The organism is Cohnella nanjingensis (assembly GCF_014212125.1).
GTDB classification, from domain to species: Bacteria; Bacillota; Bacilli; order Paenibacillales; family Paenibacillaceae; genus Cohnella; species Cohnella nanjingensis.
Genome location: NZ_JACJVP010000041.1, coordinates 1 through 18,748 on the forward strand (window position 1 = coordinate 1; position 18,748 = coordinate 18,748).

At 59.1% G+C, this 18,748-nt stretch carries 19 protein-coding genes; 6 read left to right on the top strand and 13 right to left on the bottom strand.

Features of this window, described 5'->3' with window-relative positions:
• The 11 genes from H7C19_RS34425 to H7C19_RS23335 all read right to left on the bottom strand — a co-directional run.
• The coding region (locus tag H7C19_RS34425; protein WP_221469432.1) for a hypothetical protein at window positions 1–391 on the bottom strand (391 nt) is incomplete at its 3' end.
• 535 nt (window positions 392–926) lie between these two features.
• A complete protein-coding gene (locus H7C19_RS23290; RefSeq protein WP_185671479.1) occupies window positions 927–1,883 on the bottom strand; it encodes an ABC transporter ATP-binding protein in 957 nt (318 codons plus the stop codon).
• The gene (locus tag H7C19_RS23295) at window positions 1,876–2,910 is read right to left on the bottom strand and encodes an ABC transporter ATP-binding protein (protein ID WP_185671480.1); all 1,035 of its coding nucleotides are present in this window, start codon (window positions 2,908–2,910) and stop codon (window positions 1,876–1,878) included. Before H7C19_RS23295 ends, H7C19_RS23290 begins: the two co-directional genes overlap by 8 nt.
• A 13-nt stretch (window positions 2,911–2,923) precedes the next feature.
• Window positions 2,924–3,838, bottom strand: a complete 915-nt coding sequence (locus H7C19_RS23300) for an ABC transporter permease (RefSeq protein ID WP_185671481.1) — start codon at window positions 3,836–3,838, stop codon at window positions 2,924–2,926.
• Window positions 3,839–3,840: 2 nt separating this feature from the next.
• Window positions 3,841–4,770, bottom strand: a complete 930-nt coding sequence (locus H7C19_RS23305) for an ABC transporter permease (protein WP_185671482.1) — start codon at window positions 4,768–4,770, stop codon at window positions 3,841–3,843.
• A 130-nt stretch (window positions 4,771–4,900) separates the two neighbouring features.
• On the bottom strand, window positions 4,901–6,580 hold the full coding sequence (locus H7C19_RS23310) for a peptide ABC transporter substrate-binding protein (protein ID WP_313731987.1): 1,680 nt from the start codon (window positions 6,578–6,580) through the stop codon (window positions 4,901–4,903).
• 451 nt (window positions 6,581–7,031) lie between these two features.
• Window positions 7,032–8,528 (bottom strand): nicotinate phosphoribosyltransferase, encoded by a 1,497-nt coding sequence (locus H7C19_RS23315; RefSeq protein WP_185671484.1) that lies wholly within the window; start codon window positions 8,526–8,528, stop codon window positions 7,032–7,034.
• Window positions 8,529–8,619: 91 nt separating this feature from the next.
• Window positions 8,620–10,641, bottom strand: coding sequence for an ATP-binding protein (locus tag H7C19_RS23320; RefSeq protein WP_185671485.1), 2,022 nt, complete (start codon window positions 10,639–10,641; stop codon window positions 8,620–8,622).
• Window positions 10,642–11,070: 429 nt separating this feature from the next.
• Window positions 11,071–11,253, bottom strand: a complete 183-nt coding sequence (locus H7C19_RS23325) for a twin-arginine translocase TatA/TatE family subunit (protein ID WP_185671486.1) — start codon at window positions 11,251–11,253, stop codon at window positions 11,071–11,073.
• Window positions 11,254–11,334: 81 nt separating this feature from the next.
• A complete protein-coding gene (locus tag H7C19_RS23330; protein WP_185671487.1) occupies window positions 11,335–11,859 on the bottom strand; it encodes a RidA family protein in 525 nt (174 codons plus the stop codon).
• An 86-nt stretch (window positions 11,860–11,945) separates the two neighbouring features.
• Window positions 11,946–13,610 (bottom strand): flavin monoamine oxidase family protein, encoded by a 1,665-nt coding sequence (locus H7C19_RS23335; RefSeq protein WP_313731988.1) that lies wholly within the window; start codon window positions 13,608–13,610, stop codon window positions 11,946–11,948.
• 284 nt (window positions 13,611–13,894) lie between these two features.
• On the opposite strand from H7C19_RS23335, the gene H7C19_RS23340 reads away from it, so the two are divergent.
• Together H7C19_RS23340 and tatC are read left to right on the top strand one after the other, a co-directional pair.
• On the top strand, window positions 13,895–14,143 hold the full coding sequence (locus H7C19_RS23340; protein ID WP_185671489.1) for a MerR family transcriptional regulator: 249 nt from the start codon (window positions 13,895–13,897) through the stop codon (window positions 14,141–14,143).
• Window positions 14,144–14,148: 5 nt separating this feature from the next.
• Window positions 14,149–14,913: a twin-arginine translocase subunit TatC gene (gene tatC, locus H7C19_RS23345; RefSeq protein ID WP_185671490.1), complete on the top strand. Its 765-nt coding sequence runs from the start codon at window positions 14,149–14,151 to the stop codon at window positions 14,911–14,913.
• Window positions 14,914–15,088: 175 nt separating this feature from the next.
• Here the strand turns inward: tatC and H7C19_RS23350 are convergent, their stop codons facing one another.
• Window positions 15,089–15,661: a ribonuclease H-like YkuK family protein gene (locus H7C19_RS23350; protein ID WP_185671491.1), complete on the bottom strand. Its 573-nt coding sequence runs from the start codon at window positions 15,659–15,661 to the stop codon at window positions 15,089–15,091.
• A gap of 145 nt (window positions 15,662–15,806) precedes the next feature.
• On the opposite strand from H7C19_RS23350, the gene H7C19_RS23355 reads away from it, so the two are divergent.
• The gene (locus tag H7C19_RS23355) at window positions 15,807–16,088 is read left to right on the top strand and encodes a YjcN family protein (protein ID WP_512698978.1); all 282 of its coding nucleotides are present in this window, start codon (window positions 15,807–15,809) and stop codon (window positions 16,086–16,088) included.
• Window positions 16,089–16,148: 60 nt separating this feature from the next.
• Entirely contained in the window at window positions 16,149–17,009 is an 861-nt protein-coding gene (locus tag H7C19_RS23360) for an SDR family oxidoreductase (protein ID WP_185671681.1), read from the top strand.
• 99 nt (window positions 17,010–17,108) lie between these two features.
• Here the strand turns inward: H7C19_RS23360 and H7C19_RS23365 are convergent, their stop codons facing one another.
• Complete coding sequence (locus H7C19_RS23365) at window positions 17,109–17,579, bottom strand: acyl-CoA thioesterase (RefSeq protein WP_185671493.1); 471 nt, start codon at window positions 17,577–17,579, stop codon at window positions 17,109–17,111.
• An 86-nt stretch (window positions 17,580–17,665) separates the two neighbouring features.
• On the opposite strand from H7C19_RS23365, the gene H7C19_RS23370 reads away from it, so the two are divergent.
• A complete protein-coding gene (locus H7C19_RS23370) occupies window positions 17,666–18,547 on the top strand; it encodes a GNAT family N-acetyltransferase (protein ID WP_185671494.1) in 882 nt (293 codons plus the stop codon).
• The gene (locus H7C19_RS23375; RefSeq protein ID WP_185671495.1) at window positions 18,544–18,720 is read left to right on the top strand and encodes a hypothetical protein; all 177 of its coding nucleotides are present in this window, start codon (window positions 18,544–18,546) and stop codon (window positions 18,718–18,720) included. Before H7C19_RS23370 ends, H7C19_RS23375 begins: the two co-directional genes overlap by 4 nt.
• Window positions 18,721–18,748 lie beyond the last annotated feature (28 nt).

The following is an 18,748-nucleotide window of genomic DNA, read 5'->3' on the forward strand; positions in this document are numbered from 1 at the left end:
GAATATTCGTCTTCGGTTGGGCAAAGGTCGCCCTGAATTCATCGGCTGAGGCGTTGTCCGGTGGTGCTCGCTGGTGGCGCTTGCTCGTGGTACTTGATGGTGGTGCTCGATGGTGGTGCTTGATGGTGGTGCTCGCTGGTGGTGCTTGATGTTGGTGCTTAATGGTGGCGCTCCCTGGTGGTGCATGATGGCGGTGCTTGATGGTGGTGCTTGATGGTGGTGCTCGCTGGTGGTGCTTGCTCGTGATGCTTGATGTTGGTGCTTGATGTTGGTGCTTGATGGTGATTCTCGCTGGTGGTGCTTCATGTTGGTGCTTGATGGTGGTGCTTGATGTTGGTGCTTTCTTGTGGTGCTTTCTCGTGGTGGCTGCTCCCCAATAAATTGTATTCATACAACTTATTTGGCTCCAAACGGCGGAGAAGAGGCATTTACTTGCAAAAGTACAACTTATTCAACAGAAAATCGANNATCGATATGAAGGTCATTCTGTGGAAAAAGTTGTACATTTACAACTGTTCGGTCGGCGTTGGAGGTCCGGAAGTCTGGAGGTCCGGAAGTCTGGAGGTCCGGAAGTCTGGAGGTCCGGAGGTCCGGAGATCTGGGGATCTGGATGTCCGACAAATCTATGATGACGGAACAATAGGTGCTTAGAATGTCAGAATGTCCGCTTACCACCAATAAGAATTCGATAGGCCATGTGGATTTTATCGTTGCAGCTCGTAAAGGCCGGATTCGCCGCTGTGCGATCCTTTTATAGCCTGTCGCAATTTTCATTATTGCTGTAACCTAGTAAGGTCATGCGTGTTTTTATCGGTGACCATTTAGAAATGGATAATCATGAAACTTATCAAATTCTAAATGGCAAAAAAAAGTCCCGCTCGCGGCCATTGGCCGCTGGCGGGACTTCTTGCGTATAAGGGCAAAGATTAATACAGATGACAAGCCACGAAGTGGCCCTGCTCGACTTCCTTGTAAGCAGGCATCGACTGCGCGCACTTGTCCATCGCGCTAGGGCAGCGCGTACGGAACGGACAGCCGCTCGGCGGATTCAGCGGGCTTGGAATCTCGCCTTGCAGGATGATGCGCTCCCGCGTCTTCTGCACTTCCGGATCCGGGATCGGGATCGCCGACAGCAGCGACTGCGTGTAAGGATGCAGCGGCTTGGCGTTCAGCTTCTCGGAATCGGCCACCTCGACGAGCTTGCCCAGGTACATGACGCCGATCCGGTCGGAGATGTGCTTGACCATCGCGAGGTCATGCGCGATGAACAGGTACGTCAGATCGTGCTCGCGCTGCAGCTTCTTGAACAGGTTCACGACCTGCGCTTGGACGGATACGTCCAGTGCGGAGATCGGTTCGTCCGCGATGATGAACTTCGGCTCGATCGCGAGCGCCCGGGCGATGCCGATGCGCTGGCGCTGACCGCCGGAGAACTCGTGCGGGAAGCGGTTGGCGTGCTCTTCGTTCAAGCCGACCGCATCGAGCAGCTGGTGCACGCGCTCCGTGCGCTTGTTCCCTCTGTACAGGCCGTGGATGTCGATCCCTTCGGCGATGATCTTGCCGACGGTCATCCGCGGGTTCAGCGAGGCGTACGGGTCTTGGAACACCATCTGCATATCGCTTGTGAACTTCTGGCGCTCGGCGCCTCTGAGCTTGCGGACGTCGCGGCCGCCAAAGATGACTTCGCCGTCGGTCGGCTCGTAGAGTCGCATGATCGTGCGGCCGGCCGTGGACTTGCCGCAGCCGGACTCGCCGACGAGACCGAACGTCTCGCCGCGCTTGATCTCGAAGTTCAGGCCGTCGACCGCCTTCAGCACCCGGTTCCCGCTCAGTTGGAAGTGCTTCTTCAGGTTATTGATCTTTAGGATCGGCGCTTCAGACATGCGTGACACCTCCTCCAGCCGCTACCGGTCTCTCGACTTTGGGCGCGTCGGGATGCATGAGCCAGCATGCGGCGGTATGCGTTGGACCCGACACCGGCAAGTGCTCGGGGTCCTGCTCTTGACAGATCTTCATGGCGTACGGGCAGCGGGCAGCAAACGCGCAGCCCTTCGGCGGCGCGAACAAGTCGGGCGGGGTGCCCGGGATCGACGCCAGCGCCGCCTTCTTGTCGCTGTCCAGCCGCGGCACGGAGCTGAGCAAGCCCCACGTGTACGGATGCTGCGACTTGTAGAAGATGTCGTTCAGGTCGCCTTGCTCCACGACTTTGCCCGCGTACATGACGATGACGCGCTGCGCCATCTCGGCCACGACGCCGAGGTCATGGGTGATCAGGATGATCGCGGTCCCGGTCTTCTCTTGGATGTCGCGCATCACGTCCATGATCTGCGCTTGGATCGTCACGTCGAGCGCGGTCGTCGGTTCGTCGGCGATCAGGAGCTTCGGATGGCAGGCCAGCGCGATCGCGATCATGACGCGCTGACGCATGCCGCCCGACATCTCGTGCGGGTATTGGTTGATCCGCTCGCCGGGGTTCGAGATCCCGACCAGCGTGAGCAGCTCGACGGCCCGGCGCATCGCGGCGGACTTGCTGAGCTTCTCGTGCTTGCGGATCCCTTCGGCGATCTGCGCGCCGACCGTCATGGTCGGGTTCAGGGAGGTCATCGGATCTTGGAAGATCATTCCCATCTCCTGACCGCGGATCTTCATCATTTGTTTCTCGGAGAGCTTCGTTACGTCCGTCTTGCCGTCAAAGATGATAGAGCCGTCCTTGATGAAGCTGGGCGGCGTCGGCGTCAGACGCATAATGGTCTGCGCCGTGACCGACTTGCCGCAGCCGGACTCCCCTACGATCGCTAGCACTTCACCTTTATCCAATGTAAAGGAGACGCCGCGAACGGCTTGGACTTCGCCGGCGAACATTTTGAACGATACTTTAAGATTGTTCACTTCCAGTAAAGGTGCGCTCATTCGACTCTCCTCCTTATTTTCTCATTTTGGGATCGAGAGCATCCCGCAGACCGTCTCCCAACAGATTGAAGCTAAGCAGAATCAAGCTGAATACGACCGTAGGGAAGATCAAGCGATGCGGATGGAACTGCATAACCTTCGCGCCGTCGCTGAGCAGGTTGCCGAGCGATGCGAGCGGAGGGCGAATACCTAGACCGATAAAGCTGAGGAACGCTTCCGCGAAGATGGCGGCAGGCACGACGAACGTGATCTGCACGACGATAACGCCGAGGGCGTTGGGAATCAAGTGCTTCAAGATAATCCGGAACGGCTTGGCGCCGAGCGCACGGGCCGCCAATACGAACTCCTGCTCCTTCAAGACGAGCAGCTGTCCGCGGACGAGCCGCGCCATCGAGACCCAACCGGTGATGGCATAAGCAAATATGATCGACTTCATGCCCGGCCCAAGCACCATCAGCAGCAGAATCGCCAGCAACAGGTATGGGACGGAGTAGATGACTTCGATGAAACGCTGCATGATGCTGTCCACGCGGCCGCCGAAGTACGCGGAGATGCCGCCGTAAAGCACGCCTATGACGAGGTCCATCACGGCTGCAACGATACCGATCGTCAGCGAGATGCGGGCGCCCCACCAGATCCGGGTCCACAGATCGCGGCCGAAGTCGTCGGTCCCGAAGTAATGCGCGGCCGAAGGCCGAAGGTTAATCGATTTGGTATCCTGCGTCTTGTAGTCGTAACCGCTGACGAGCGGCACGATGATCGCGAGCGCCGCGATGATGATGAGCACGACAAGAGCGATCATGGCCAGCTTGTTCTTCTTCAGCCGCCGCCAAGCATCTTGCCAATAGCTGAGGGACGGGCGCAGTATCGCGTCTTTGTGCGCCTGCTGTATGGCAGGCTGGAATTGTTCCTTGGCTATAGATTCCATCCCTATCTCCCCTTCCCTAACCGAATGCGTGGATCAACCAAGCCGTAAGCGATGTCGGTAATGAACAAGACGATGATCAAGATCGCAGCGTAGAACAGCGTCAGTCCCGTAATCATCGTATAATCGTTCGACACGATGGAGCTTACGAACTGGGACCCGAGTCCCGGCACCGCGAAGATAATCTCCACGACAAGGGTGCCTGTAACGACGTTGACCGCAATCGGACCGAGAATGGTAATGACCGGGAGGATGGCATTACGCAGCATATGCGAATTGATAATGGCGCCGGACGTCAAGCCTTTGGACTTGGCTGTCTTGATGTAGTCTTGGTTCGCTACATCCAGCATCGAAGCCCGCATCATCCGCGCCAGGATGGCGATCGTTCCGAAAGATAACGCAAGCGCCGGCAAGACTCGATGCTCCGGCCCCGTCCATAGACCCGGAGGCAGAATGCCCCATTTGACGCCGACGAAGTAGGACAGCAGAGGCCCGATGACGAAGGACGGCACGGAGATCCCGACAATGGCGATCAGCATGGCGGTGTAGTCGCCGGCCTTGTTGTGCCGGAGCGCCGCGTAAGTGCCGAGAGCCAAACCGATGACGATCGCGAAGATCAGAGATTCGAGGCCGAGCTCCAGCGAGGCTTTGAAGGAGTGCTGAATGACGCTGACGACGGAACGCGTAGGGTATTGATAAGAGATCCCGAGATCTCCTTGGAGCACGTTGCCCATGTACTTCAGGTATTGCTGCCACACAGGTTTATCTAAGCCGTACTGCTCGCGCAAAATCTGGAGGTTTTCGGGCGTCAGCTTGGCTGCGCTCTCGCCGAACGGATTGCCGGGAAGCAGCTTCATCAGGAAAAAGGTCAACGTAATAATGACCCACAGCGTCACAAGCATATAGAAAAACCTGCGAAGCGTGTATTTGAGCATACGAACAGCCTCCTTTCTAAGAATGGAACAAACGGCAACAACATGAAGGAAGCCGTTCAAGTCGTTAACGAGAACGGCCTCCCCATGTATGGTGTCTATTCTGGTTGCAATGGAGCGCTAAGCCAGGTTGTTATTCTACGTGGGCCCACTTCAGTTCGAAGTCAGGACCGAAAGGAGGCAGGATCAGGTCTTTCACCTTCGGATTCACCAGGAACGTCGAAGAACGGAAGTACATTGGCGATACCGCAGCTTCGCCCAGCAGGATCTTCTCGGCTTGCCCCAGCATGTCGGCGCGCTTCGCCAGGTCGAGTTCCTTTTGCGCGTTCTTGATCAGCGTGTTGTACTCATCGTTGTTCCAGTCTTGCGTGTTGAAGGAAGAGCCTTTGATGAACATGTCGAGCCACGTCATCGGGTCGTTGTAGTCAGCGCCCCAGAGGGTGTTGACGATGTTGTAGTTCTTGCCGAGCTCGCGATCCAGACGGTTCGCGTGCGGCAGCGGTTCCGCGCTAACGGTTACGCCGAGGTTCGTGCTCCATTGGGAGACGAGGTATTCCAAGACTTTCTTGCCCGTCTCGGTGTCGTCGCCGATGATGGACAGGTTCTTCGGCAGCGTTTGGCCGGATTCCTTCAGACCTTCTTCCAGCAGCGTCTTCGCCTTAGCCGCGTCGAACGCCACTTCCGTGTCGCCGACGACGTCGCGGAATTGCTTGCCGTTGCCGTCGAGATTGCCCACCGGTACCAAGCCGGTCGAAGGGATGGAGCCGTTTTGCAGCACGAGGTCTACCAGGCCTTGACGGTCGACGGCCATGCTGAACGCTTGACGAACCTTCGCGTTGGCGAATGCAGGAACCTTCGTTTGTTGGAAGTTCAGGTAGCCGGTGACGAGTTCTTTCTTAACCGCCAGGTCAGGCTTGCCTTCGTATTCCTTCAGGAAGTCGCCCTTGACGTCCGCATAGTCGGTCGACTTGGTCTTATACAGGTTGACGCCTGTCGTCGGATCTTTCACGATGTTCAGGGTCACTTTGTTCAGCTTCACGTTAGCAGCGTCCCAGTACTTGTCGTTCTTCTCGAGAACGAGCTGTTGCTCGTGATCCCACTTCGTGAGCTTGAAGGGACCTGCGCCGAGGACTTTGTCCGCGTCTGCGCCGCTCTTCTCGCCTTGAGCGGATACGAACTTCTCGTTTTGCGGGTAGAAGTTCAGGAAGGCCAGCTGGGAGGTGAAGAACGGAACCGGGTTTTCCAGCGTGATGACGAGGGTCGTGTCGTCCTTCGCTTCTACGCCGAGTTCTTTTTTGTATTTTTCTACGTCTGCAGGCGTCTTGGCGTTCATCAGCTTGTCGCCGCCCTTGATCCAGGCGACCATGAAGGCGTAGGAAGCTTTGGTAGCCGGGTCAAGCGTTCTTTGGTACGAGTATACGAAGTCTTTGGCGGTCAGCGGGCTGCCGTCCGTCCATGTCAGGCCGGATTTGAGCTTGATCGTGTAGGTCAAGCCGTCTGCGGAGATCTCAGGCATGCCGTCGGCAAGCGCCGGTTGCGGTTGCAGGTCTTTGTCCAGACGGTACAGGCCTTCGCTGATCGCGCCCAGAATCGTGAACGACGCGGCGCTCTCCGCGATCGATACGTCCAGCGCGGGCGGATCGGCCCGGTAGTTCATGACGATCTCTTGTTTGCTGTTCGAGCCGCTCGGGCTCGCGCTTGCGCTGGCGCTAGGGCTAGCGCCGTCACTCGCGCTCGGGCTGGCTGCGTTGTTGTTGCTGCCGCAAGCGGCCAACGAAGCGCCCAGCAAAACTAATGTTACTAATCCTGACACAGACTTCTTTAACTTCATCTGTTCTGCCTCCCCAGGGATATTGATAGGACTTGACCACGTGTCTTCTTTACCAGTTTCGGACGCATGTGAGCCCCTCGCTTCCCAGATTATAATGCAAAGTTGAATCGAAATCTATCAAAATTTATTTAAATCCTTACTTTCTCTGGTTTCACCTGTACATAATATGTTAAGTATGTACATGGAGGAAACGATTGCAAGTTCAGAACTTTCGAGGCATTGTCGAATAATGACCTCTTGAAAGCGCTGTCCGTCAACGTTTTTCGGTTTCGTTCGTTATTACTTCACGAATCATGTGAGGTGGCCATGTCAGCTTCCTTTTTTTGACGCCTACAGCAACTTCCAGCATTCTACCAAAATCGATATTCCCCCTAAATTCACCTCCTCCCCCGAGAGATTTACTTCTATTTCCATGTCGTCTCAGCCGCGGCGATCAGCGGTCGGGCGGGTCGCCGCCCTCGGTCGCGGCTCCGCCTTCGCCTCTCCGGACACCCGGGTGCCGGTGAACGAGCGACATCTTGAGCTCCCATGCCTTCTCGCTTAAGCTGACCCGATATTGCTCCGGATTCAGCTTGCGTAGATATTGCGGCCAGAAGAGGCGGAATTGCTCGGCATGATAATCGCGGATCGCATCCAACCGCGGCAGGCCGCCCACTTGGGCGCCTCCGTCGATCACCGGGACAAGCAGCGGAATCGCTTCGTAATCCTCGACATACTTGTGGATGTAGGGATGGACCGGATCGAACAGCTTGATGCGCTCTCCGCGAGCCACGGCTTCCTCGTCCCGCAGCGTGATATAGTCGCCCTCCGCCTTGCCCGTCCGCCGGCTGACGATGCGATACGCTTCCTTGAAGCCGGGATTCGTCACCTTGTCCGGGTTGGCCGAGATCTTGATGACGGGCTCGTACCGGCCTTCCTTCTCGCGCGCGACCAGCTTGTACACGCCGCCGAGCGAAGGCTGATCGTTCGCCGTGATGAGCTTGGTCCCCACGCCCCAGATGTCGATGCGCGCGCCCTGCGACTTCAGGTTGAAGATAATATTCTCGTCGAGATCGTTGGAAGCCGTGATCTTGACGTAGTTAAGCCCCTCCTCGTCCAGCATTTCCCTCGCGCGCTGCGACAGATACGCGAGGTCCCCGCTGTCGAGCCGGATCCCGTTCATACGCTTGCCTTGCCGTTCCAACATGCGGGCGATCTTGATCGCGTCCGGCAGGCCATCCCTCAGTGTATCATAGGTGTCCACCAAAAGCGTAACCTGGTCGGGCAGCGCCTCCGCGTATTTGCGAAAAGCTTCCTCTTCCGTATCGTGCGCCTGCACCCAGGCATGCGCGTGCGTCCCCTTGGTCGGGATGCCGAACATCATGCCGGCCCGCATGTTCGAGGTCGCGTGGAAGCCCGCGATATAGGCCGCTCTCGCTCCCCAGACGGCGGCATCCGCTTCTTGCGCGCGCCGCGTGCCGAATTCCAGGAGGATGTCGTCCGGCGCGGCGAGCTTGATTCGGGCGGCCTTGGTCGCGATGAGCGTCTGATAGTTCACGAAGTTCAGCAGCGCGGTCTCGATCAGGTGCGCTTCGAACAGGCGGGCTTCGACGCGCGCCAGCGGCACGTTCGGGAAGACGATCGTGCCTTCGGGCACGGCATGCAGCCGCCCCGTGAACCGGAATTCCCTCAGCAGCGCGAGGAACGCCTCGTCGTAGCCTTCTTCCTGCTCGCGCAAGTAAGCGAGCTCCTCGTCCCCGAACCGCAAGTCCGCCAAATACCGAACGACCCGTTCCAAGCCGGCGAAGACGGCGAACCCGTTGCCGAACGGCAGCTTGCGAAAGTAGATCTCGAATACGGCTTTGTCGTTCAGGGAACCCTGCACCCAATGGGCGTACATCATGTTGATCTGATACTTGTCCGTGTGAAGCGTCAAACGTTCGGCGTTCATGGCTCACTCTCCCGCTGCGCGTTCCGCGAGCCGCTGTGGCTGTCGGCCGCTGATCTAGGTTGTGTACAAATCGCCCGATCCATACTTTTCCTCAGGCGACGATGCCGCCCCGCTCCCAGAGCGGGAGCGTTAGCGTGACCGCGGCCCCGCTCGGCGGCCGATTGCGAATGGACAGCCTTCCTTCATGCGTTTCCACGATCTTGTAGCAGACCATCAAGCCCAGGCCCGCGCCTTTCTCCTTCGTCGTGAAGAACGGTTCGCCCAGCCGCTCCAGCAGCTCGGCGGGAATGCCCGGCCCGTCGTCTTCGATCCATACCGCCACTTCGCCTTTGATCCGGTCCCGCTCGTACCGGATATCGATCGTGCCGCCGGTCGGCATCGCTTCGATCGCATTCTTCATCAGATTGATCAGCACTTGCTTGATCTGGTTCATGTCGCACCGGACCAGGCACGCTTCGGACGGCGGCTCGATCCGGAGCACCACGTTGTGCAGGATCGCCTGGGATTCCAGAATCGGCACGATCCCGATCAGAATGTCGTGGAGGTTCTCCGCCTTCAGCTCCTGCCGGTGATGCGGCTTGGATAGCACCATAAATTCGCCTACGATATAGTTGATCCGCTCCAGCTCCCCCATCATGATCTCGTAATACCGGCTGTTCGAATCGGCGTTCCGATGCAGCAGTTGGGTGAAGCCCTTCAGCGCGGTGAGCGGATTGCGGATCTCGTGCGCCACGCCCGCGGCCAATTGTCCGATGACGGACAACTTCTCCGAACGGATGAGCCACTGTTCCGAGAGCTTGCGCTCGGTAATATCGAGCACGATACCGGAGATCGCCTCTCTGCCTTCATAGTAAGTCGTAGTCAATTGCATCTCCAGATACAGCGGCGTCCGATCCTTGCGGATGGCGGCCACATCGAAGCGGACGGTCGAGCCCTGGAGGAGACGCAGCTTCATTTGCTCCCGGAATTTGACTGCATCGCCGGGCGCGATGAGCCCCGCGACCGAACGCCCCCGCATCTCCCTTTCCTCGAAGCCGAAGATCCTTTCGATCTGCCGGTTCGTATAGACCAGCGCGCCGTTCTGCTCGATGAAGACGCCGACCAAGGAGTTCTCCGTCCAGCTTCGGTAATTGCGGTTCGACTTGCTCAGCGCTTTGTTCATCGACTCGTACTCGTAGATCGCGAGGAAGAGCCGGATCAGCAGCAGCGCGACGGCGATGATCGACAAGCACGCCATGAAGGTCGGCAGGACGCTGGCCAGCACGACCAACAGCATGACCGTTCCGACGCCTAACGGGATGTAGCGCCTGAGCAGCCAATTGCGATTGTTCGAGGCGTTCAACGTCCGGATGCCGGCGCGATAGCCGTCCAGCAGGCCCGAGAAGCCAAGCAAGAGCATGCCGGTCAACCAGGAAGCGCTGGGCACCCAACTCCAATGGATCCACTCTCCGCCTTGTTCCACGAGGATCGCGGCGGAGTTGCCGATCGACCGGATGAGGAATCCGACGATCAGCACCGCCATGACCCGCAGCGGCAGCGCGGTGCGTTCATACAAGCATAGAATGAGCAATCCGACGAAGATGACGGCGTTCAAGGAGCAGCAGTACAGTTCGTAGACGATCGACAGGATCGGGAGATCGCTCTTCTCGCCGAGCAGCGGCTGGATCGCGACCAGCCAATTCAGCGCGAAGGAGATGACGGTGAAGACCAGCACGTCCAGCAGAAACCGCAACGAAGGCGCCTGTTTGGCACGATTGTACTGATGCAGAATGGCCAGCAGATAGAAAATGTACTGAATCATCCAGAGCGCCTGGGGAGCCCCGAAAGTCTGGGACAAGCTGCCGTCGCGCAGCAATTCCGCGATCCGGAAGGACTGGGCCAGCAGATAGCAGGCCGCGCCGCATGCGTAAAAGAGCCAATGGCGCTCCCGGCCCGTCCGGCGATACGCCCCGATCGTCAGCAGGACGGTAAAGACCGCGGCCGCCTCGTGGATGAGACTTTCTCCGAGCCGTACCGTCATGGAGGAATTGTCCCGATAGACCATAACCCAAACGAAGTAAGCTCCCCCGATCAAGAGCCCGATCAGACCCGCGACGCGCCTTTTCCCGAGCATGCGATCCCTCTCCCCGTCAGCCTGCCGAGCAAGCCGCTTGAACCTATCGATTTCTAATTCCATCCTCCTCCGGAAAATCCTCTCTTTCGCGCAGAAATAAAGCGAATGTCAAATGCCGAATGCCGCGCGGAACATCCTTCGCTGCCGTCTACCCGACTTTACCCGTCCGACCCCGCAAACGAAAAGCCGCCCCGGTCTGCATCGCCGGGGCGGCCGCTGGCTGTCCGATCAGGCGTCGCGCCACTGATCGATCGCCATCCGCGCATGGTAGGATAGATTAAACTTGGCGCGTTCGGAGACCACGCCTTTCTCCCCGCCACGGTTAAAAAACAGAGATTCGCAACGCGTCGCGCCAAATTCGATAGACCCGAAAAAGACCCGAAAGCGCAAGAGATGCGCTCTCGGGTCCGGACCCGGCAGCCTGAAGGGTTAAGACTTCGGTTCGGCGACTTCGTCCTTCGGCTCGGCGACGAGCTCCTTGGCGGACGCCTTGAACTCATGCAGCGTACGCCCGATTGCTCGCCCTAGTTCGGGCAGCTTGGACGGGCCGAAGAGGATCAGCACGACGACGAGAATCATGATCAATCCAGGAAAACCGATGCTTTGCAGCATGCTATCATCTCCATTCAATAGATTAGCGGACGCCGGAAGAGCCGGCCGTGCGCGACGTCGCTAGCGGCGACCCGGCGCCTTCTAGCGCTTCGGATAAGCCGCGAACGCTTCGATCTCGATCAGCCAGTCGGAGCTGACCAGGCTGGACACCCCCACGGTCGATCGCGCCGGCTTCGTCGGATTCTCCTTCGTGTTGAAGAACTTGGCGTAAGCGTTAAACCAGCCTTGATAGTCGAACTTCCCGCCGAGCGCCGCGTCCGGCGCGACATAGACGCGCAGATAGGTGACGTCCTGAAGCGACAGGCCCTGCTCCTTCAGCTGCGCTTCGATCGCTTTAAGGATTCCCTCCCCTTGCTTCTCCGTATTGCCGTATTTCTCGTAGATCGTCTTGCCGTCCTTGTCCAGGACGGGCGGCACCGTCCCGCTCGTCCAGAAGGATGCGGTCCCCTTCGGAATGGCGACCGCGCTCGAGATCGATGACGTCTCGGCGCCGAAGTAGGTCACCTTGTGGATCGTCTTGTACGCGGCGGCGTAGACGCTCGCCCCAGCGAAGCAGGAGAGGAGCGCCGCCCCGACCATCGCCTTCGCTTTGTTCCTTGCCTTCATCTCGCGTCCCCCTCGCTCAGCATGGATATAGACCGATTGATCTTACGGACCGATGGATTCGATAGATTCGATTGATGATAGAATCTTCAGCTCTGCATGACCCGCTCATGGATCGCCGTGACGACCTCGCGCGCCGACTCGATGGCGCCGGCCTGCCACGCGGTGATATAGCTCATATGCTCGCCCGCCAGATAGACATTGCGGTCCGGCTTGCAGAGTGTCGGATAGATCGTCTTGCGTTGATCGCCCGTATAGGACACCCAACCGCCGAGGTTGTACTTGATCCGTTTCCAGTCGACCGAGAAAGAAGCCTCGAACTCTTTCTGGTATTGCGGGTGAATCTTGGCCCCCTGCGCGAGGGCGTGCGCTTCGCGCTCCTGGTAGGTCATCGCCCCCAGCTTGTCCGCATTGGCTCCGAAGGCGTAATAGCCGAGCAGCAGCCCCTTCTTATCGTTGTAGCGCGTAGGCGGATAATATATAGAAGAGATGTCCATGTTCGTCAGCGTATTGCCTCCGTAGATCTGCTCGTCCTCCTCCCAGAACCGGCGCTTGAACTGCAGGCCGATCTTGCCCGCGGAGGCGTAGCCCACGCTGTCGATGGCGCTCTTCATCTCCGGGGAGAAATCGGCCTTGATCGACTTCAGGACGGACAGCGGGATCGTGCAGATGCAGAAGTCTCCTTTCGCCTCGTTCAGCCGGCCCGTTACCAGATCCTTGTAGGCGACGGTCACGCCGTTCTCGCTCTGCTTGATCTCCGCCGCTTCGGCATTGAACTGGATCTTGCCCTTGAGCCGGCTCTCGAACGCCTTCGGGATCGCATCCATCCCGCCGACCGGATGGAACATCATCATCTGCTGGTCGTACTCGTACTCGTTGCTGAAGAAGTTGCCGAAGCCCGCGTTCAGGATCGCCTTCATGCTGAACGGATCGCGGATGACGCCGGCGTCGAGGCCGGATCCCGGCTCGTCCTTGTAACCGCCGCGCGAGGACCCTTTGTAGAACAAATCCTTGTCAAGCGCCCCCTCCGCGCGGAGGTAATTGACGAGCTTCTCCTTCTCCTCCGGCGTGAGCGGCAGATCCAGCCCCTGCTGGTTGACGGCCTTCGCCATCAGCTCGCTCACGTAGCCGCGGACGTCCGCCTTGGCCTCGCGTTTGCGAATCTTCCGGTCGGACAGCTCGCCGACGTTCTCGTTGTAATAGTAGGCATGGTCGTTCACGTTGTTGAACGGTTCGATCGGAATGCCGAACTTCTTGATGTACTCCATCGTCACGTGGAACTGCGGAATCCGCATCGGGCCGGCGTTCAGATACATGTCCTCTCCGAAACGAGCGATCTGCTTGGCCCCGCCGACCTCGGTATTGGCGGTGCCCTTGCGCACGGACCAGGCTCGTCCGCCCGACCGCGTCCGCGCTTCCAGCACCGTGCAATCGTATCCGGCCAGTCCGAGCTCGTAAGCGGCGGTCAGACCGGCGACGCCCGCGCCTAAGATGACGACCTTCTTGCCATTGCGCTTGGTGAGATTCAGATCGTTCTGGCCCGGCGGCGTATACGCCGCCGCCTTCATCGTCTCCGGCGAGAGCAGTCCCAGCGTCCCCATGACGCCGAAGACGGCAGCGCCCCCGCCGAGCTTGCCGACGGTCGTCAGGAATTGCCTCCGCGTGATTTCGTTCGGCGCTCCCGTCGTTTCTTTGGTCTCCATCTCGATCACTCCCGTTGGCTGATGGTTCTGCATCCAACGTGAATGTAGCATGGGCTTCGAGCAGCTCGCCATTTTTGAGTCAGTATTTCTCACATCACCTTTTCTTATCACCTCGAAGATATTCAATAAATTTCAGAAATATACGCCCTCGGTCCTGCGCCGAATCGCGGATCGGGCTTCAATTTTTGTAATTAATATCATTCGAAATAACCATTGTCAGCGAACGAAACGCTTGGTAGAATCTCGACCATAACCATTTGCGTTACTTTATGTGACGCAGATATCACAAAATGCAGGGCGCACACCCCATTCCACGAGGCAAGGGAGGACGCTTGATGCACGAAAAGGTCATGAACATCGGCACCGTACGCGAATTGACCGGTCTCTCGGAGCGGCAAATCCGGTACTACGAGGAGAAGCAGCTGATCTTTCCCCGACGCTCCAAGGGCGGAGCGCGAAAATTCTCGTTCGAGGATGTCGAGCGGTTGAAGGAGATTCATATGAAGATGAAAGACGGCTTTCGAACCTTCGATCTGCGCAAGTCGGCCGCCGGCACGCTTAAGCTCGACAGCGGAAGGAGCTGACCGCCATGAGCCGCCCCTTCTCGATGCCCGTCCTGAGCCACGTGAGCGAGCTGCGCAAACGGCTGATCATCGTGGCATCCGTCTTCGCCGTCAGCATGGTCGGCGGCATGTTCGCGGCGCCGTCTATCCTGAACTATATGAAAAGCGCCCCGCCCGCGTCGGGCATGACGTGGAACGCCTTCTCGCCTTGGGACGGGATTCAGCTGTATATGAGCGTCTCCGCCATCCTTGCGTTCGCGGTCACGCTCCCCGTCGCGCTGCACCAGCTATGGGCGTTCGTGAAGCACGGCCTCAGCGATCGCGAACGGACCGCGACGCTCCGCTATATTCCTTTCAGCTTGGGCTGTCTCGCCTGCGGCCTCGCCTTCGGGTATTACGTCGTCTTCCCGATGAGCTTCTCCTTCGTCTCCTCTGTCGCGCAGCGGATGAGCCTGGTCGAGACGTACGGCGCGAGCCAGTATTTCCGCTTTATGCTGAACGTCGTCATCCCCATCGCCGTCGCGTTCGAGCTTCCGATCGTGGTCATGTTCCTGACCGGCATCGGCGCGCTCACGCCGTACAAGCTCCGCAAGCTGCGGCGCGCCGCCTATGTCGTGCTCGTCGTCGTCTCCACCGCCATCACGCCTCCCGACTTCCTGTCGGCGTTCATCGTGCTCATCCCGCTCGTCATCCTGTACGAGGGCAGCGTATGGCTCTCCGGCAGCGTGTACCGCAAGCGGACCGAGCGAATCGCCCTGGCCGGCGCCGCGGCCGAAGGATCGGCAGGATGACCGTCCCTCCTCGAGGAGCTGCGCAACCTTCGCTTATGGACGAGAGGCGGGACAGGATCGCCAATTGTTGCGGATGCATGCATCAAAAAGAGCTTTGGCCGCGCCAAAGCTCTTTCGCGTTGTCGGCATGCGGATGGCGATACCCCCTCTCCTCGCGAGCCCAGAGACCGGTCATTCAACTCTGCATCTTCCCGGGCCGCTTCGTATAGCGGTTCGCATACGCGGAGGCGATGACCGCATCCGGCTTCAAGCGAGCCTTCATCCCTACGGCCTCCACGCGATGGCGCATGTCTTCGACGTACGCGGCCGTCTTCGAGACCGCCGGATCCGTCCCCGCGTCCACGTCGATGTAGGCGTCGAACGTGGCGCCTTGATAGACGTAAGGAAGCACGACGTTCTCCATCTGCGCGAGACGGTCGCCGATCAAGTGAAGGGCGATCTCCTCGCTGTAGGAGGTCTCGAGCGACAGCTTCTCCTTGATCGAGAGCAGCTCCCTCGGCAGGATCACCTGCCTGTAGCAGGCCCAGGCCCCCTTTCCCTTGCGCTGGATGACGATGCCGGTGATGAAGTTCGTATAGCCGGGAAAAACCTGGCAGTCGGTCCCGATCATCAGATTGTAGCTGCCGCGCGGATCCTGGTTCATAAACCTGAGAATCCGGTCGTGGACTTGATCGAGACTCAGCCGGCGTTCCGATACGTTATGGAAGGTCATGTCGTGCTTCCACTTCAGGTTCTGAATCTTCCTCATGATCGCCACCCCAATCCTCGAGATATTGTATGGCGGAGCAAGCCGGTCTTGAACCAAATGACGTATTGACTGTCTGGGCGGGAGCGCCTAGGATGGAAATATCAGGCGAATCGGAGAGGCGGCGGGAAGTTTGGCAGCGAAGCCCATGACGGCATGGCGGAGATCGCTTTGGATCGCAGTGATTTCCCTGCTTGTCATCTACGTAGGTTTCTTCCCGTCTCCGACGGCCGAGCTCGCCGTGCGCAAGCACCTCTTTTTCTCGTTCCATCCGATCAAGGCGTTTACGGAAGAGGTAAGGGCGGGCAGCATCCGGAACGACGCCCGATACGGCGATTTGTACTTCGTCGATTCGGTAGCGCTTCCCGCGATCTATGTGAGGCACAACTTCCTCGGGTACCGGGTAACTTCCGCAGGTACGGGGCCGTGAAGTCGGTAGATTCCAGCTCGGCGCCGGGCGCCAGGCCGCGTCGAGACGATGAAGGAGACGATGCTTGTGGGACCGTTCGCGGCGGATTTGCTGCAGGACAAGGTCGTTCTGATTACCGGCGGAGCCACTGGACTCGGGCGCGCGATGGGCGAGCAGTTTTTGCGGTTGGGCGCGAAGCTGGCGATCGCCGGCAGGCGCGAGGAAGTATTGAAGCAAGCGGCCGACGAGATGAGCCGGGACGGGGGCGAAGTATACGGCAAGAGCTGCGACGTGCGGGACCCTGCCCAAGTCAGCGCGCTCGTCGACGCGGTCGAGGAGCGGTTCGGACGAATCGACGCGCTAGTCAACAATGCGGCGGGCAACTTCATCAGTCCGATGGAGCGGCTCTCGCCCCGAGCCGTCGACGCGGTGCTAGGGATCGTCCTTCACGGGACGTTCTATATGACGCTGGAAGTGGGTAAAAGGTGGATCGCCCATGCGCAGCGGGGCACGATGCTGAATATCGCGACCACGTACGCTTCGAGCGGCTCGGGGTTCGTCGTCCCGTCCGCCGCGGCCAAGGCCGGCGTCCTCGCGCTGACCCGCTCGCTCGCCGTGGAATGGGCGCGGCACGGCATCCGCCAAGTCGCCATCGCGCCGGGTCCCTTTCCCACCGAAGGCGCCTGGTCCAGGCTCTCGCCTACGCCGGAGCTCGAAGAGAAGCTGATGAACCGCGTCCCGATGGGACGGGTCGGGAACCCCGAGGAGCTCGCGCATCTGGCCGCGTATCTGATCTCCGACTATGCCGGCTATATTAACGGCGAAGTCGTCACCATCGACGGCGGCGAATGGCTGCGGGGCGCCGGCCAGTTCAACGATCTGCTCGAAGTGACCGGCGAGCAATGGGACGTCCTGGCCGCATTGACGCGCAAAGGCAAGTGACGCGCGGGAGGGCGGCTGCCGGAGCGGTTGCCGTATCCGTGAACTTCGGCGGCTTATCGCGGTCGGGCATCGCACGCCCCCCCCGCACTACGGTGTCGATCAGCGCGCCAGTCCTTGGCCCTCGAGCCCGGCGAACTTCTCGCGGACGGCCTCGGGGATCGGCGTGCTGCTCCCCTGCGCTTTGTCGATATGAACCATCGCGCCGCGCCCCGTCGCCTTCAGCACGCCTGTGTCCGCTTGGACGATCGCGTACTCTAGATCGAACGAGGACCGGCCGATTTTGGCCACCCGGACATGCAGCTTCAGCGGATCTTGGATATAGATCTGCGACAGATACTGGCATTCCAGATCGGCGACGACGGTGATGGTTCGGTCGTTGAACAGCTCGTCCCTCAAGCCGAGCCGATCCAGATATTCGACGCGCCCTTGCTCGAAGTAGATGAAGTAGCTTACGTTGTTCACATGGCCGAGGATATCGGTCTCGCAGTAGCGGACTTTGATCGACGTGGAGAAGTTGAACTTCTGCAGCCAGACCTGCGGGTCTGTTCCTACGTACGGCGCGTTTCTCATGGGTTAACCATCCTTTCTCGTGTGCGAACCTGAACCTGATCCTGATCCTACCATCATATACGATCTTGCAATCAAGGAGAATCCATTTGAATCTACAAACGCGCATTTTGAACGCCTTGTCAGACGAGCAATACCAGGAGATTCAAGCGCTGCACCGGCTCTGCGAATCGGCCGAAGGTCTGCACCTGAAGATCAACTGGGATATGATCAAGAACCGGCTCGGCGACGAACGCAACGACTATTTGGCCTACGCGGACGGACGCCTGATCGGCTACTTGGCGTTGTACGTCTTCCATGACGGAGAGGCGGAGGTCAGCGCGATCGTGCACCCGGACCATCGACGTCAAGGCATATTCGCAACCTTGCTGGAGGAAGCCCGGAAGGAACTGGTCGACCGGCGCATCCCGCAATTCCTCTTCATCGTAGACGAGAAGTCGTCATCCGGGCAAGCGGTCGCCCGCCGTCTCGGCACCCGCTTCGACCACTCCGAATTCAAGATGAAGACCGCGGCTGGCGAAGCCGTTCTAGCCGACACCCACCCTCTCTCGCTCACGCGCGCGACGGAGCGCGATCTGGCGGATATGGCGGAGCTGGACGGCGCCTGCTTCGGTCCCGAATTCTCCGAAGTATCGGAGCGCTCGAGGCGGGACATGGATCATCCTCAGCGGCTGCACTATCTGTACCGCGAAGACGGCCGGCTCATCGGCAAGGTCAATCTGAACGTCATCGAGCCGGGGCTTGGGTTTGTGTACGGCTTCTGCATCCGGCCGAACCGCCAAGGCCAAGGCATCGGACGCGCTATGCTCTCCGCCCTGATGGCACGCTATCAGGATCAAGTGGACGCCTTCGCGCTCGAGGTCTTCGGGGAGAATCGACACGCCCTGCGCCTGTACGAACGATGCGGCTTCCGGTTGATCTCCCAGGACGATTACTACGCGCTGCCGACCTCCGCGCAGGAGCGCCAATGAAGAACTATTCATTGCTCCTCTCCGTCGGCTTGTTGGCCGTGTTCTTCTTGGCCGTCTTCCTCTCTTCCGGCCGAAGCTCGGACTTCGCGGACAGCTTAGAGTGGGCGACGAAGTTCATCTTGCCTTGGTTGTTCTTCTTCGCCTTTATCTTGATTTTCGGCAGACGAAAATAACGGCAAATAAAAAGGCCCGTCGCGTCGC